The sequence below is a fragment of the Mycobacterium simiae genome (assembly GCF_010727605.1).
In the GTDB taxonomy this organism is placed as follows: domain Bacteria; phylum Actinomycetota; class Actinomycetes; order Mycobacteriales; family Mycobacteriaceae; genus Mycobacterium; species Mycobacterium simiae.
In genome coordinates this window covers 4,462,011-4,476,887 of record NZ_AP022568.1, presented here as the reverse complement: position 1 = coordinate 4,476,887, position 14,877 = coordinate 4,462,011, and the positions used below count along the sequence as shown (strand labels likewise).

12 protein-coding genes and 1 pseudogene are annotated in these 14,877 nt (G+C 66.4%); 5 read left to right on the top strand and 8 right to left on the bottom strand.

Translation table 11 applies throughout. From position 1 onward, the window contains the following. Positions 1-15: 15 nt before the first annotated feature. From pe to G6N33_RS20945, 5 genes are all read left to right on the top strand, one after another. Complete coding sequence (pe, locus tag G6N33_RS20965) at positions 16-1,134, top strand: acyltransferase PE (protein WP_044507030.1); 1,119 nt, start codon at positions 16-18, stop codon at positions 1,132-1,134. 10 nt (positions 1,135-1,144) lie between these two features. Further along, entirely contained in the window at positions 1,145-2,884 is a 1,740-nt protein-coding gene (locus G6N33_RS20960; protein ID WP_081662020.1) for an AMP-binding protein, read from the top strand. Positions 2,885-2,970: 86 nt separating this feature from the next. Next, entirely contained in the window at positions 2,971-4,029 is a 1,059-nt protein-coding gene (locus tag G6N33_RS20955; RefSeq protein WP_044507033.1) for an NAD(P)H-dependent amine dehydrogenase family protein, read from the top strand. 200 nt (positions 4,030-4,229) lie between these two features. Beyond that, on the top strand, positions 4,230-4,658 hold the full coding sequence (locus G6N33_RS20950) for an MmpS family transport accessory protein (protein WP_081662325.1): 429 nt from the start codon (positions 4,230-4,232) through the stop codon (positions 4,656-4,658). After that, the gene (locus G6N33_RS20945) at positions 4,655-7,564 is read left to right on the top strand and encodes an MMPL/RND family transporter (protein ID WP_044507035.1); all 2,910 of its coding nucleotides are present in this window, start codon (positions 4,655-4,657) and stop codon (positions 7,562-7,564) included. The genes G6N33_RS20950 and G6N33_RS20945 overlap by 4 nt, the downstream gene beginning before the upstream one ends. On the opposite strand, the gene G6N33_RS20940 is transcribed toward G6N33_RS20945, so the two are convergent. From G6N33_RS20940 to G6N33_RS20905, 8 genes and pseudogenes are all read right to left on the bottom strand, one after another. Next, on the bottom strand, positions 7,561-8,394 hold the full coding sequence (locus tag G6N33_RS20940) for a DegV family protein (protein ID WP_044507037.1): 834 nt from the start codon (positions 8,392-8,394) through the stop codon (positions 7,561-7,563). The two genes, G6N33_RS20945 and G6N33_RS20940, sit on opposite strands and share 4 nt — an antisense overlap. A 250-nt stretch (positions 8,395-8,644) precedes the next feature. Continuing rightward, positions 8,645-9,352: pseudogene (gene octT, locus G6N33_RS20935) on the bottom strand (diglucosylglycerate octanoyltransferase); the annotation flags it as partial. Further along, positions 9,342-10,016: a glucosyl-3-phosphoglycerate phosphatase gene (gene gpgP, locus G6N33_RS20930; protein WP_101528157.1), complete on the bottom strand. Its 675-nt coding sequence runs from the start codon at positions 10,014-10,016 to the stop codon at positions 9,342-9,344. The gene gpgP and the pseudogene octT, both read right to left, overlap by 11 nt. Continuing rightward, on the bottom strand, positions 10,013-10,396 hold the full coding sequence (rsfS, locus tag G6N33_RS20925) for a ribosome silencing factor (RefSeq protein WP_044507043.1): 384 nt from the start codon (positions 10,394-10,396) through the stop codon (positions 10,013-10,015). Before rsfS ends, gpgP begins: the two co-directional genes overlap by 4 nt. Then, positions 10,393-11,031, bottom strand: a complete 639-nt coding sequence (gene nadD / locus G6N33_RS20920; protein ID WP_231382658.1) for a nicotinate-nucleotide adenylyltransferase — start codon at positions 11,029-11,031, stop codon at positions 10,393-10,395. Before nadD ends, rsfS begins: the two co-directional genes overlap by 4 nt. A 200-nt stretch (positions 11,032-11,231) precedes the next feature. Beyond that, entirely contained in the window at positions 11,232-12,677 is a 1,446-nt protein-coding gene (locus tag G6N33_RS20915; RefSeq protein ID WP_044507047.1) for a vWA domain-containing protein, read from the bottom strand. Next, positions 12,677-13,552, bottom strand: coding sequence for an AAA family ATPase (locus tag G6N33_RS20910; RefSeq protein WP_044507049.1), 876 nt, complete (start codon positions 13,550-13,552; stop codon positions 12,677-12,679). The genes G6N33_RS20915 and G6N33_RS20910 overlap by 1 nt, the downstream gene beginning before the upstream one ends. 35 nt (positions 13,553-13,587) lie before the next feature. After that, positions 13,588-14,847, bottom strand: a complete 1,260-nt coding sequence (locus G6N33_RS20905) for a glutamate-5-semialdehyde dehydrogenase (protein WP_044507051.1) — start codon at positions 14,845-14,847, stop codon at positions 13,588-13,590. Between the last annotated feature and the right edge of the window lie 30 nt (positions 14,848-14,877).

Here is a 14,877-nt window from a genome sequence, read left to right as displayed (position 1 = left end):
CGGTCAGGATTAGGAATGAAGAAGCTACTCGCAACAGCCGCGACGCTGGTATCTGTCGGCGCTACAGGATGTTTCGGCGTCGGCACCGCGACCGCTGACGACACGCCCATCGGTGGGCCACCAACCCCCGGCGCCCCGGGGGACCAGACCGCCTTCGCGCTGGGCGGCGCCCACGTTCTGGGCATCCCCTACGACGAGTACATCCGGCGCGAGGGCGCCGAATGGTTCCCTGGTCAAAAGCGCGAGATTGTCCCCTACCCGGCGGGCCAGGTGCAGGGCCACGTGCTGGAGCGGCTCTTCCCGGGCATCGGGAAAATCGGCGAGGAGCTGCTGCCCGGGCTGGGGCTGGACGGCCCCAGCGTCGGCGAGTCGGTCGACATCGGCGTGAACAACCTCGACGCCGCGATCCGCGCCGGTCGCCCCGGCACCGGGATCGGCCTGTCGGAGGGCGGGTTCGTGGTCGACGGCGAGCAGGCTCGACTCGCCAACGATCCGACCGCTCCCCCGCCGAACACGCTGAACTTCGCGACTTTCGGCGATCCGATCGGACGGCACGCGTTCGGGCAGAGCTTCCTGTCCGCGATGTTTCCGCCCGGCAGCGTCGTGCCCGCACTGGACTACACGATGCCGGCGCCGTACGAAAGTCAATACGACACAAACAGATTCGTGGCCGCTTATGACTCGATCGCAGACTTTCCGGACCGGCCGGACAACTTGTTCGCGCTCGCGAACACATTGTTAGGTCTCGCTACCGGCCACACCGCGGTGGCCTTCACCAATCCGAGCATGGTGCCGCCGCAGAACATCAGGACGACCATCAACTCGCGGGGCGCGAAAGACACCACGATCATGGTCCCCGAAAAGCATCTTCCGCTGGTCATGCCGCTTGCCTACGTCGGAATCCCCGAGGACACGCTGAACAAGCTCGACGCGATCCTGATACCACGGGTGAACGCGGGTTACTCGCGCAACGACGACCCGGCGACCGCCCCGGTTCAGGTCGACCCGGTGCACGGCTTCGACCCCGCGGAAGTCACCGCGCCCGCCAACCAGGCGACATTCGGCGGCGGCGCCGACCCCCTGTCCCAGATCCTCAGCGGTGCGGCCTCCGTGCTGTCCCACAGCACGGGCTAACGCGGCGCTCATGTCCGGGTCATCGATACTGTCCATGCTGCACGGCCGGGCCAGCCTGCGGCCGCACGACGTCGCGTACACCTTCACCAGTTACGAAACCGACTGGGCGGGTGTGCGGGAGCGCCTCACCTGGTCGCAAGTGGCCCGCCGAACACTCAACGTGGCACGCAATCTCGATCCGCACGGGTCGGTCGGTGACCGGGCGGTGATTCTGGCACCGCAGGGCCTGGACTACATCGCGGCCTTCCTAGGATCCATGCAGGCCGGGCTGATCGCGGTGCCGCTGCCGCTGCCGCATCGCGGCTCGAGTGACGAGCGGGTGGGCTCGGTCCTGGCCGACACGTCCCCTTCGGTCATTCTCACGACCTCGGCGGTCGCGGACGACGTCGCCGAATACGTCGACCGGGCGCGCCTGGAGGATGTGCCCAAGATCGTCGAGATCGATTCGATGAATCTCGACGCCGACTGCGCCGCCGCCATGCCAACGGGCGACCTGCCCAGCCTGGCGTATTTGCAGTACAGCTCGGGCTCCACCCGAACGCCGACCGGCGTGATGGTCTCGCACCGAAACCTGGAAGTGAATTTCCAGCAGCTCATGCGGAGCTTCTTCGTCGACTCCCAAACCACCGTCCCGTCGGAAGCTGTGATCGTCTCGTGGCTGCCCTTCTACCACGACATGGGGCTGGTGCTGGGCGTGTGCGCCCCGATTCTCAGCGGCCATCGGGCCGAGCTGATGAGTCCAGTCGGCTTCCTGGAGCGGCCGGCCCGATGGGTGCGCGCACTGGCCGAGGCTCCGCACACCTGGTCCTCGGCACCCAACTTCGCCTTCGACTTGGCCGCCCGCAAGACCAGCGACAACGACCTGGCCGGACTCGACCTCGGCGAGGTACTCGGCATCATCAGCGGCGCCGAGCGAGTCGAGCCCGCCACCTTGCACCGCTTCGTCGACCGGTTCGCGCACTTTAACTTCCGTGACCATATGATGCGCCCCTCCTACGGTTTGGCCGAGGCGACCGTATTCGTGGCCACCGGGAAATGGAGCGAAACCTCGCCGGCCGAATACTTCGATGCCGCAGCGCTCGGGGCGGGCCGCGTCCAGGCCTGCGCTGCCGGGAAAGGCACGGCGCTGGTCAAATACCAGGTCCCGCAATCGCCGACAGTGCGGATCGTCGACAGCGAAACGTGCCGCGAATGCCCGCCGGGCGCGATCGGCGAAATCTGGGTGCACGGCGAGAACGTCGCCGATGGATATTGGCGCAAGCCCGCGGCCGAACAGCAATGCTTCGCCGCGACGCTGGTAGAACCGTCGCCGGGGACCCCGGCCGGCCCCTGGCTGAAGACCGGGGACCTGGGTTTCGTCTATCACGATGAGCTGTTCGTCGTCGGACGCATCAAGGATCTGCTGATCATCCGCGGACGCAATTTCTATCCCGAGGACATCGAGGCGACCGTCCAGACGATCACCGGCGGTCGCGTCGCCGCGATCTCGGTCCCGGTGCAGGGCACCGAGGCGCTCGTCACCGTGATCGAGCTCAAGAAGCGCGGCGAGTCCACCGACGAGGCGATGCGGCGGTACTCGTCGATCAAAACCGATGTCACGGCGGCGGTTTCCACTGTGCACGGGGTGACCGTGGGCGATGTGGTGCTGGTCGCGGCGGGATCGATCCCGACCACCACCAGCGGGAAAATACGGCGTGCCGCCTGCGTCGAGCAGTACCGCCGGCACGAGTTCGCTCGCCTCGACGGCTGAGCGCGGCCGATCGGGGGCGCGGGCTCCCGACGGCAAGCGGTCTTCGCATAATGGTTCCACCCCCCCTCGGCGGCAAAGGAGCCACGATGAGCAGAACCAGCACTGACCGTCCGTTACGCGTCATCCAGTGGACCACGGGAAACATCGGGCGGCGGTCGCTGCACGCCATCATCGGCCGGCCCGACATGGAGCTGGTGGGGGTGTACGCGCACGGCACGGACAAGGTCGGCGTCGACGCGGCGGACCTTGCCGGCTGGCCGGAGCCGACCGGGGTGACGGCCACCAACGACGTCGACGCGCTGCTCGCCCTCGGCGCCGACGCGTGTTGCTACAACCCGTTGTGGCCGAACATCGACGAACTGGTGCGGCTGCTGGCAGCGGGAGTCAACGTGTGCACCAGCGCGGCCTGGATCACCGGCGGCAAGCAGACACCGCAAGACCGCAAGCGTGTCGAAGACGCTTGCCAACGGGGCAATTCGACGATCTTCGGCAGCGGCGCGCATCCGGGCATGACCAACATGGTCGGAATGGTGCTGTCGGCCTGCTGCGAGCGTGTCGACGAAATCCGAATCACCGAGTCGGTGGACTGCTCGACCTATGAATCCGCGGAAACCCAGACGGCAATGGGCTTTTCGCAGGACCCGGAGACGCCGGGGCTGGCGGAGTCCGTGCGCCGGGAAAGTGAGGTATTCGCCGAATCGGCGGCGATGATGGCCGACGCGATCGGAGCCGAGCTGGACAGGATGACCTTCGACGTCACGTTCACCGCGGCCACCGGTGACTCGGATCTGGGCTTCATGAAGATCCCGGCCGGGACGGTCGGGGGTGTGTACGGCTTCCACCGCGGTTGGGTGGGCGACCGCAACGTCGTCAGCGTCGGATTCAACTGGACCATGGGCAACCATGTGGTCCCCCCCAAGCCGCTCGAGCACGGCCACGTCATCCAAGTCTTCGGCATGCCCAACATGCGGACCGTCCTGCATTGTCTGCCGCCGAAGGATTGGACCGAGCCCGGATTCATGGGGCTGGGAATGATTTACACCGCCATGCCGGTTACCAATGCCGTCCCGGCGGTGGTCGCCGCCGACCCCGGCATCGTGACGCTGGCCGATTTACCGCCCGTCACCGGGCGGCTGGCGGGCTAACGGTATGGCGTCGACCACATCCGCGGCCCCCCGGAGGAACGGTTCCGTGCTCTAAGGTTTAGAGTACTTAGCCGAGCAAAGGTTCCTCCGACAACGAGAGTTGTCGACGGCGGTGGTGAGCTTTCCCTGGCAGGACGGCAGGCCCCGGAAGCGGTCATCGGAAGGCGGTCAAGGTGCGGGCTTCCACGAACTCGGACGCTATAACCCGGGCGCTCAAACGGGCATGGATTCCCATCCTGTTGGTCGGGGTCCTGGCCATCTCGACACTGGTCGTATCGCGGCTGCACAAGCTCTTCGGGTCGCAAGACCTCAACGCGAATGCCGGCAAGGGCATCGAAATCGTGCAGTTCAACCCCAAGGTTGTGGTCTACGAGATCTCCGGGCCGCCAGGTGCGGTCGCGAACATCAACTACTGGGACGAGAACGCCAACACCCACCAGGTCGACAACGCTGCGTTGCCCTGGTCGGCCACCATCTCCACCACCCTGCCGTCGGTGAGCGCCAACATCATGGCGCAAAGTGACAGCACCCAAATCAGCTGCAAGATCACCGTGGACGGCGTTGTCCGCGAACAGCACACGTCCGATGGCCACAACGCCCAGACCTTCTGCTTGGTGAAGTCCGCATGAGTGATGCACACGGCAAGAGCCAATTGAGTGTCAACGACACCGCCGACACCGGACCGATCGAAACCCAGAGCGCGGGCAAGCCGCAGCGGGGTCACCGGCCCTACCTCCCGCACGCCATTCGGATCTTTGCGGTGCCCATCATTCTGGTATGGGTCTTCGTCACGATCGTGGTGAACGTCATCGTCCCCACTCTGGAAGTCGTCGGCGAGGCGCACTCCGCCCCGATGACACCGCTGGACGCGCCGTCGATGCAGGCGATGATGCGGATGGGCCACAACTTTCGCGAGTTCGATTCGAACAGCACCGTGATGATCGTGCTGGAGGGTCAGCAGCCCCTCGGCGCCGAGGCGCACCAGTACTACGACAAGCTCATTCGTCAGCTCCGCCAAGACCCGGCGCACATCCAGCACATCCAGGACTTCTGGGGCGACCGACTCACCGCGGCAGGTGCGCAAAGTGCCGACGCCAAAGGCGCTTACGTACAGATCAACCTCGCCGGTAATCAGGGCACCACGCTGGCCAATGACTCCGTGGACGCCGTTCGCAAGGTGATCGACGAGAACAAGGCGCCGCCGGGCGTCAAGGCCTACGTCACCGGTCCCGCGGCGCTCTCCGACGACATGCACCTGATCGGCAACGCCAGCCTGGCCAAGATCACGCTGTTCACGCTGGGCGCCATCGCGCTCATGCTGCTGCTGGTCTACCGGTCCATCGTCACCACCCTGGTGCAGCTGTTCATGACGTTTGTGGCGTTGGCCTGTTCCCGTGGCGTCGTCGCGGTTTTGGCGTATCACAACGCATTTGGTCTGACCACGTTCGCTGCCAACATCCTGACCATGTTGGCAATCGCGGCCGGAACGGACTACGGAATCTTCCTCGTGGGGCGCTATCAAGAGGCGCTGCGCGCGGGTGAAGATCGAGAGTCCGCGTACTACACCACCTTCAAAGGTGTGGCTCCGGTGGTCCTGGGCTCCGGCCTGACAATCGCCGGCGCGACCTACTGTCTGAGTTTCGCCCGGCTGCCCTGGTTCAACACCATGGGTGCACCGGTGGCGATCGGCATGCTGGTGGTGGTGCTGGCCGGGCTCACCCTGGGCCCCGCGGTCGTGTTCGTCGGCAGTCGCTTCCACCTGTTCGAGACCAAGCGGGTGGCCAGACAAGGCCGGCTGTGGCGGCGGGTGGGCACCGCGGTCGTGCGCTGGCCTGGACCGGTTTTGGCGGTCAGCGGCGCGGTGGTGTTGGTGGGCATGGTCGCCCTGCCCAGCTACACGACGAGCTACAACGACCGCTTCTATCTGCCGACCTCAGCACCGTCCAACCAGGGGCAGGAGGCTGCCAATCGGCACTTCTCCGAGGCGCGGATGAACCCCGATCTGTTGATGATCGAATCCGACCACGATATGCGCAACACCGCCGACATGCTGGTGTTGGACCGGGTGGCCAAAAACGAGATGCGCACCCTCGGCATCGCCATGGTGCAGGACATCACGCGGCCGCTGGGCATTCCGATTCAGCACAGCTCGATCCCGTTCCAGAACAGCATCCAAAGCCAGACAACGATGCAGAACATGGGCTTCCTCAAGGAGCGCATGAACGACATCCTCAAAATGGCCGACGACCTGCAGACCCAGATCGAGACGACGCAGCGCCAGTACGAGGTATCGCTGGACCTCGCGCACGCCGCCGACGACAGCGCAAACACCACGGCGGTGACGTCGCAGATCACCGATGGCCTGCGCGACCACATCGCCGACTTCGATGACACCTTCCGACCGGTGCGCACCTACTTCTATTGGGAGAAGCACTGTTACGACATCCCATTGTGCTTCGGGCTGCGATCGTTGTTCGACACATTGGACGGCTTCGACCAACTCGCCGAGCAATTCCACTACCTCACGGCCGACATCAAGCACACCGCCCAGGCCACCCATGACCTGAATGCGTTGTTCCCCACGCTGATCACCACCCTGAAGACCACCAGGGGTATCACCCTGACGCTCTATCAGACGTTCAAGGCGATGATCAACCAGATGGAGGCGATGAGCAACACCGCGATCGTCATGGGGCAAAGCTTCGATCAGTCCAAGAACGACGACTTCTTTTATCTGCCGCCCGAGGCGTTCGACAACCCCGACTTCCAGACCGGTCTGCGCATGTTCTTGTCTCCCGACGGTAAGTCGGCGCGGTTCTTCATCACCCACCAAGGCGATCCGATGACACCGGAAGGCATTTCGCGGGTCGAAGCCGAACGCACCGCGGCGCAAGAGGCACTGAAGCAGTCGTCGCTGTCCGACGCCAGGGTGTATCTCGGCGGAACCGCCGCAACCTTCAAGGACATGGCTGACGGCGAGAAGTACGACCTGATGATCGCGGTGGTATCGGCGCTGACGCTCATCTTCATGATCATGCTGCTGCTCACCCGCAGCGTGGTGGCCGCGCTGGTCATCGTTGGCACCGCGGCCAGTTCGATCGCCGCGTCATTCGGGCTGGCCGTGCTCATTTGGCAGGATCTGTTCGGCATCAAGATTCACTGGATCGTGGCCGCCCTGTCGGTGATCATCCTGCTGGCCGTGGGGTCTGACTACAACCTGCTGTTGGTTTCCCGGTTCCGGGAGGAGATCCATCACGGTCTCAAGACGGGCATCATCCGCTCGATGGCGGGCACCGGCGGGGTGGTGACAGCCGCGGGTCTGGTGTTCGCGTTCACGATGGCGGCGATGCTGGGCAGCGACCTGCGGGTGCTGGGCCAATTCGGGTCCACCGTGTGCATTGGTCTGCTGCTCGACACGCTGATCGTGCGCACGCTACTGATGCCGTCGATCGCCACGCTGCTCGGACGGTGGTTCTGGTGGCCGCAAGTTGTGCATCCGCGCGGCGACCACGCCCGAAAACCGGTGCCGGCCTAACGTTCTGCAGCTTCCAGGCAGACCGCGACGGCTCCGGACCCGACGTGGACACCGAGCACCGGTCCCAGCGCGGTGACGATTGCCGGCTCGCAGGCCGGTAAGCGTTGCGCCAGCGCGGCGGCGACCTCGTTGGCGCCGTCCGGGTTGGCAACATGGTGCACGGCCAACGCCGCCGGAGCGTCGCCGACGATCTCGCACACCTCGTCGATCAGCGCCGCAGTCGCCTTGCTGATCGTCCGCACTCGTTGGGCCAGAACAAGTTTGCCGTCATCGATGCGCAACAGCGGCTTTAGGGACAGCGCGGTGCCCAGCCATGCCGTGGCCCCACCGATCCGGCCGCTGCGCCGCAGGCTCTCCAGGCCGTGCACCACGATGAACCCGTGCCCGCGGCGGACCGACGAGTGGGCCGCGGCGACAACGGCATTCACGTCGCCCCCGTCCGCGGCAGCCCGGGCGGCGGCCAGCGCCACAAAACCGGTGCCCATGGCCGTCGATTTCGAGTCGATCACCCGTACCGCGGGTCCTAGTCCAGAGGCAGCACGTCCGGCCGCAGCGCAGGTTCCCGATAGCGCCGAGGAGATGTGCACCGCCACGACACCGTCCCCGTCGGAGTCTGCCAACGCCTGGCGGTACGCCGCGGCGAGTTCGGAAGGGGTGGCCGCCGCGGTCGTGGCATGGCGCTGATAGACGTCGTCGGGAATCTCGTCGACACCATCGCGCAGGTCATTGCCGTCAAGCAGAATATGCAGCGGGACAACGCGTATCCCCCACTTGTCGACCAGGTCGTCCGGCAGACGCGACGATGCATCGGTCACCACCACGACAGGCACGTGGGCCCTCCATCGCTTCGTCTTGCAGCGTCGACGGTGCGGATCACGTTCAACCGCACGGTTTCTCGCTGGCCGCGCCGGTTTGATTGCGCGGCTCCTCCCCATCACGCTGCGCGCTCTGCATCGTCGCCGCGCCGGCTTGATTGCGCGGCTCCTCCCCATCACGCTGCGCGCTCTGCATCGTCGCCGCGCCGGTTTGATTGCGCGGCTCCTCCCCATCACGCTGCGCGCTCTGCATCGTCGCCGCGCGGGCCTCAGCCAGCGCCTTGAGCATCAGTTCCGCCACCGCCTGGTGCGCCTCGAAATTCCAGTGAATCCCGTCCGGGTTACCGCGACCACTCATAACCTGCTCGGCCACAGCGGCTTTCAGATCCACCAGGGGAACATCGTGATTCTGCGCCCATTCGGTGATCGCCGCCACGGTTCCGGCGCGGCCGTGATGGGCCCTGCCGTACGTTTCGGCGATATGCACCGAGGGCAGCGACGCCACAATCGGGATGCCCGGGCGGTTGAAATCAATTGCGCCACGGGTCTGCTCGAGATACTCCGCACTCAGGTGCGGCGGCAGCGCGGGCCTGGCCACCGGCGACAGCCTGGGTTGCAGCCAGCCGTAGCCGTCACGAACCCAACGCCGCAGCCAGGGCGGCCGGACATAGCGGATCAGCTCGCGCAACGCGGTAGGCAGCACCGAGGGCAGGGAATCCATCCCGCCGGTCGCGAATATCACCGCGCCGGCTTTGGGCAGCGCGGCCCAGGCCCGCGGATCCTGCGTCGCCGCCCACCACACATCGCGACACGTCCAGCCAATCCGGCCGATCAGCTCGACATCCCAACCCAGTTGGGCGCCAACGATATTGGGCCAGATCCGTGGATCGTCGGCGGGCAGACCGCCGGTCGGGCCATAGTAGGCCAGCGAGTCGGCGAATACCAGCAGGGTCGGCCGAACGTCAGAGGACATCGTTGGAGACCTGCGCCGAAGCATTCCACACATCCAGGCGCCACCGGATGCTGTCGAACTCGGCAGCGGCGTCCTGTGAGTGGCCGGACAGCTGCACCCAGCTGGCATTGCCCATGCCGCCCAGGATCGGCCAGTTGGCGACCGGAAGCTTCAGCAGCGCAGCCGATAACGCGGCGATAAGACCGCCGTGGGCGACCAGCACCACCGGTCGATCCGGCTCGGCGGCGTCCCCCCAGTCCGGCTCGCCGGCCACCAGCTCGGCGACCAGCGGCACGCTGCGCGCGGCGACGTCGACCCTGCTCTCCCCGCCGTGCGGCGCCCAGGTGGCGTCCTCGCGCCAGGTGATCCGCGCTCCCGGGGCCCGCGCGTCGACGTCGGTGTGGGTCAGGCCCTGCCAGTCGCCCAGGTGTGTCTCGCGCAGCCGCTCGTCCACCCGCACCGGCACCCCGATCCGCTCCCCCAGCGTCACCGCGGTGTCGTAGGCACGATGCAGATCCGACGACATGATCAAAAGCGGTTGCAACTTGCCCAGCACTTCGGCGGCCGCGACCGCCTGGGCCCGGCCGAGTTCGGTGAGTGCGGAGTCCAGCTGACCCTGCATCCGGCTGCCGGCATTGAAGTCGGTTTGCCCATGGCGCAACATGATTAGCCGACGGATCCTCATTGCGCGCTTTCCTGATCACTGTCGTCGAACTCCACCGGGAGGACCGGGCAGTCACCCCACAAGCGATCCAAGGCATAGAAGTTGCGGTCGTCCTGGTGCTGGATGTGTACGACGATGTCGCGGTAATCCAGCAACGTCCACCGGCCCTCCCGCGCACCTTCGCGGCGCGCCGGCTTGTAGCCGGACTTCAGCATCTTCTCCTCGACCTCGTCGACGATCGCGTTGACCTGCCGCTCATTGGAGGCCGAAGCGATGACGAAGCAGTCGGTGATGACCAGTTGACCGGAGACGTCGATGACGACGACGTCGTTGGCAAGCTTGGCGGCCGCGGCGTTCGCCGCGATGGTGGCCATCTCGATGGCTTCCGGGGTGGCGCTCATGTGCTGTTGCCCGCCGCGAGACTCGACTCGGTGGCATCGAGGTCGTCGCCCACGGGTTCGCGGTAGAGCCGGCGCTTGGAGACGTATTGCACGACACCGTCGGGCATCAGGTACCACAGCGGCCGGCGCTGGGCGGCGCGCTTACGGCAATCGGTCGACGAGATCGCCAGCGCCGGGATTTCCACCAGAGTCAGCGCATCCTGGGCCAACTCCCCTAGCGCGTCGGTGATGTGCTCGCGGCGCAAGTCGTAGCCGGGCCGGCTGACGCCGATGAACCGCGCCAGGTCGAACAGCACTTCCCAGCCTTGCCAGGACAGGATGGACGACAGCGCGTCGGCACCGGTGATGAAGAACAGCTCGGCGTCCGGGTTGAGCGCGTGCAGATCCTGCAGGGTGTCCTTGGTGTAGGTGGGGCCGCCGCGGTCGATATCGACGCGGCTGACCGAGAACCGCGGATTGGACGCGGTCGCGATCACCGTCATCAGGTACCGGTCCTCGGCCGCGGAAACGTTCCGGGACTTCTGCCACGGCTGTCCGCTGGGCACGAACACCACTTCGTCGAGGTCGAACAGGTCGGCCACCTCGCTGGCGGCAACCAGGTGCCCGTAATGGATGGGATCGAATGTCCCACCCATCACTCCGAGCCGGCGACGGGGCTTTTGCACGATGTGCCAGCTTACCGGGCCGCCCGCGGCCGCCGCCCGGCCGGCAGTTGCCGCACTGTGGTCACATGCGCCACGTCAATCCCGCTCCGGACGCCGAGCGTGGGGCCTAGGGACGAGTTGAGGGCGAATTTTGTACGTAGCACCCACACTCGGCGACACTGCGGGCCGCCTCACACCGGCAGCAGTTGGTCGATCACCGTCGCGAGCTGCTTGGCGGATCGGCATTCGTGCATGGTGATCACTTCTTCGTAGCGCGGCACCGCCGAGTCGCCGCTGCCCCACAGGTGACGGGGCTCGGGATTGAGCCAGTGCGCGTGCCGGGCGGCGGTGACCATGTCGGAGAGCACGTCGATGGCCGGGTCGCGGTAGTTCGTCCGCCCGTCGCCAAGCACCAACAGCGAGCTGCGCGGCGACAGCACATTCGGATTGGCCTGCACGAAGGAGACGAACGCATTGCCGTAGTCGGAGTGCCCGTCGCGGCTGTACACCCCCGCTTCGCGGGTGATCCGCTGAATCGCCACGGCCAGATCGCATTCCGGGCCGAACATGTGCGTCACCTCGTCGGTGGTGTCGATGAACGCGAACACCCGCACCCGGGAGAACTGTTGGCGCAGCGCGTGCACCAGTAGCAGGGTGAAATGGCTGAAGCCAGCCACCGAGCCGGACACGTCGCACAGCACCACCAGTTCCGGGCGCGCCGGGCGGGGTTTGGCCAACACCACGTCGATCGGCACCCCTCCGGTGGACATGGACTTGCGCAACGTCTTGCGCAGATCGATGGTGCCGGCGCGGCTGCGACGCCGGCGCGCCGCCAACCGGGTGGCCAGGGTACGGGCCAACGGCGCCACCACCCGCTGCATCTGGCGCAGCTGGTCGCCGGAGGCCCGCAGAAACTCGACGTTCTCGGAAAGCTGTGGGATGCCGTACATCTGGACATGGTCGCGGCCGAGCTGCTCGGCGGTGCGTCGCTTGGTCTCGGCATCCACCAGCTTACGTAGTTGTGTAATCCGCTGCGCCGCAAGGGCTTTGGCGATCTGCTCCTGGGTCGGCGTCGGCTCGTCGTACGGGGCGAGCAGACCCGCGAGCAACTTGCCCTCCAGCTCATCGAGCGCCATCGCCTTGAGGGCCTGATACGACGAGAACGACGGGCCGCGGCTGGAGCTGTATTTGCCGTAGGCCTCGACGATCCGCGCGATCATCGCGACGAGTCGTTCGTCCATGTCGGCCAGATCTTCGTTCTGGGTGAGCAGGTCGAGCAGCATCTGACGCATCGCCTCGACGTCATCCGGCGGCAGGGTGTCGCTGTCGGGGCCGGCTTCGCCGGTGTCGTCGACGATCACGGCGCGCGCACCCATCGCCGCGGGAAACCACAAGTCGAACATCGCGTCGTAGGTCTCACGGTGGTCGGGCTGGCGCAACACCGCGCAGGCGATGCCTTCGCGCAACACGTTGCGGTCACTCAGGCCGAGCGTAGCCATCACCCGTCCGGCGTCCACCGTTTCCGATGGGCCTACCGAAATCCCCGCCCCGCGAAGCGCTTCCACAAAGCCGACCAGGTGGCCCGGCAACCCGTGCGGGGCCAGGGGCCGGGAAGGGCGGATGCGGCGCGGGGCCATCAGTTCAGCCTTAACTCTCCGGCCGCACGTTGCTGATCCGATTGGTGTTTGAGGACCACGCCGAGCGTCTGTGCGACGACGGCATCGTCGATGGTGTCCATGCCCAGCGCCAGCAGCGTCCGGCCCCAGTCGATGGTCTCGGCGATGGACGGCACCTTCTTGAGCTGCATGCCTCGCATGACACCGATGATGCGCACCAACTCCTCGGCGAGGTGGGCGGGCAGCTCGGGCACCCGGGACAGCAGGATGCGGCGTTCCAGGTCGGGTGTCGGGAAGTCGATGTGCAGGAACAGGCAACGACGCTTGAGCGCCTCGGACAGTTCGCGGGTGGCATTGGAGGTCAACACCACCAGCGGCGTCCGTTCGGCGGTGATCGTGCCCAGCTCGGGGACGGTCACCGCGAAATCGGACAACACCTCCAGCAGCAGGCCCTCGATTTCGATGTCGGCCTTATCGGTCTCGTCGATCAGCAGCACCGTCGGCTCGGTGCGCCGGATGGCGGTCAGCAGCGGGCGTTGCAGCAGGAATTCCTCACTGAACACGTCGTCCTTGGTCTGGTCCCAGTCGCCGGAGCCGGCCTGGATGCGCAAAATCTGTTTGGCGTGGTTCCACTCGTAGAGCGCGCGGGCTTCGTCGACGCCCTCATAGCACTGCAGCCGTACCAGACCCGAGCCGGTCGCTTGCGCAATGGCGCGCGCCAGCTCGGTCTTGCCCACACCCGCGGGCCCCTCCACGAGCAGCGGCTTGCCGAGCCGATCCGCCAGGAACACCGCGGTCGCGGTGGCGGTGTCGGGCAGGTAACCGGTCTCGGCCAACCGCCGCGAGACGTCGGCGATATCGGCGAAGAGCGGAGTCGACCTGGCAGGCACGCTCACAATCGGTTCTCCTAAAACACTTTTCGTGGACCGGGTCAGGCCGGGCGGACCTGGCCATCTCCCCACGCGATCCATTTGGTCGAGGTCAGTTCCGGCAAACCCATCGGACCGCGGGCGTGCAGTTTCTGGGTCGAGATGCCGATTTCGGCGCCGAAACCGAATTGCTCGCCGTCGGTGAAACCGGTCGACGCGTTGACCATCACCGCAGCCGCGTCGACGCCATCGGTAAACCGTTGTGCCGCAGCCATATTGTCGGTCACGATCGCCTCGGTGTGCCCGGTACCGTATTCGTTGATGTGGGCGATCGCGGCATCCACGCCGTCGACCACCGCCACCGCGATGTCCATCGACAGGTATTCGCGGCGCAGATCGTCCTCGCTCGGCGCTTCGAGCAGACCGCCGTGCACGGTCACCCCGGCGTCTTGCAGCGCCGCCACCAGCCGGGGCACCGCGTGTGCGGCGATCGTCCGGTCCACCAACAAGGTCTCGGCGGCGTTGCAGACGCTCGGCCGCCGGGTCTTGGAGTTCAGCAGGATCCGCTCGGCCACATCCAGGTCGGCGCCGCCGTCGACGTAGACGTGACAGTTGCCGACACCGGTCTCGATCGTGGGTACCTGCGCATCACGCACCACGGCCTCGATCAGGTTCGCGCCGCCGCGCGGGATAACCACATCGACCAACCCGCGCGCCTGGATCAGGTGCGTGACCGTCGAGCGGTCCTCGGCGGAGAGCAGCTGGACGGCGTCGGCGGGCAGGTCTTCGCCGGCCAGCGACGAACGCAGCACCTCGACCAGCGCCTGGTTGGAGCGCGCCGCGGACGAACTGCCGCGCAGCAGCACGGCATTGCCGGATTTCAGCGCCAGACCGAAGGCGTCGACGGTGACATTGGGCCGGCCCTCGTAGATCATTCCGACCACGCCGAGCGGAACCCGCTGCTGGCGTAGCTGCAGCCCGTTCGGCAAGGTGTAGCCACGCAGCACCTCCCCGACCGGGTCCGGCAGCCCCGCCACCTGACGCAGGCCCGCCGCGATGCCGTCCACCCGGTGGGCGTCCAGCGCCAACCGGTCCAGCATCGCGGCCGGCGTCCCGGCGGCCCGGGCGGCGTCGAGGTCTTCGGCGTTGGCGGCCAGGATCTCCCGGGTGTTTGCCGTGATCGCATTGGCGGCGGAGTGCAACGCCTGGTCCTTGGCCACCGTCGGCAACAGCGCCAGCGCACGGGACGCAATGCGGGCCCGGCGGGCGGCGGCGTGAACCTCCTGACGTAGGTCAGTGCGCGACGGTGCTTGCAGGCTCATTGATCCAGGGTATCGGGCTTGGGGCCGCCA

Excerpts from the sequence above, each read along its gene's own strand:
- G6N33_RS20905 (WP_044507051.1), bottom strand. The coding sequence starts at position 14,847 with ATGAGCCTGCAAGCACCGTCGCGCACTGACCTACGTCAGGAGGTTCAC.
- pe (WP_044507030.1), top strand. The coding sequence starts at position 16 with ATGAAGAAGCTACTCGCAACAGCCGCGACGCTGGTATCTGTCGGCGCT.
- gpgP (WP_101528157.1), bottom strand. The coding sequence starts at position 10,016 with ATGAGGATCCGTCGGCTAATCATGTTGCGCCATGGGCAAACCGACTTC.
- G6N33_RS20945 (WP_044507035.1), top strand. The coding sequence starts at position 4,655 with ATGAGTGATGCACACGGCAAGAGCCAATTGAGTGTCAACGACACCGCC.
- G6N33_RS20960 (WP_081662020.1), top strand. The coding sequence starts at position 1,145 with ATGTCCGGGTCATCGATACTGTCCATGCTGCACGGCCGGGCCAGCCTG.
- G6N33_RS20955 (WP_044507033.1), top strand. The coding sequence starts at position 2,971 with ATGAGCAGAACCAGCACTGACCGTCCGTTACGCGTCATCCAGTGGACC.
- nadD (WP_231382658.1), bottom strand. The coding sequence starts at position 11,031 with ATGGGTGGGACATTCGATCCCATCCATTACGGGCACCTGGTTGCCGCC.
- G6N33_RS20915 (WP_044507047.1), bottom strand. The coding sequence starts at position 12,677 with ATGGCCCCGCGCCGCATCCGCCCTTCCCGGCCCCTGGCCCCGCACGGG.
- rsfS (WP_044507043.1), bottom strand. The coding sequence starts at position 10,396 with ATGAGCGCCACCCCGGAAGCCATCGAGATGGCCACCATCGCGGCGAAC.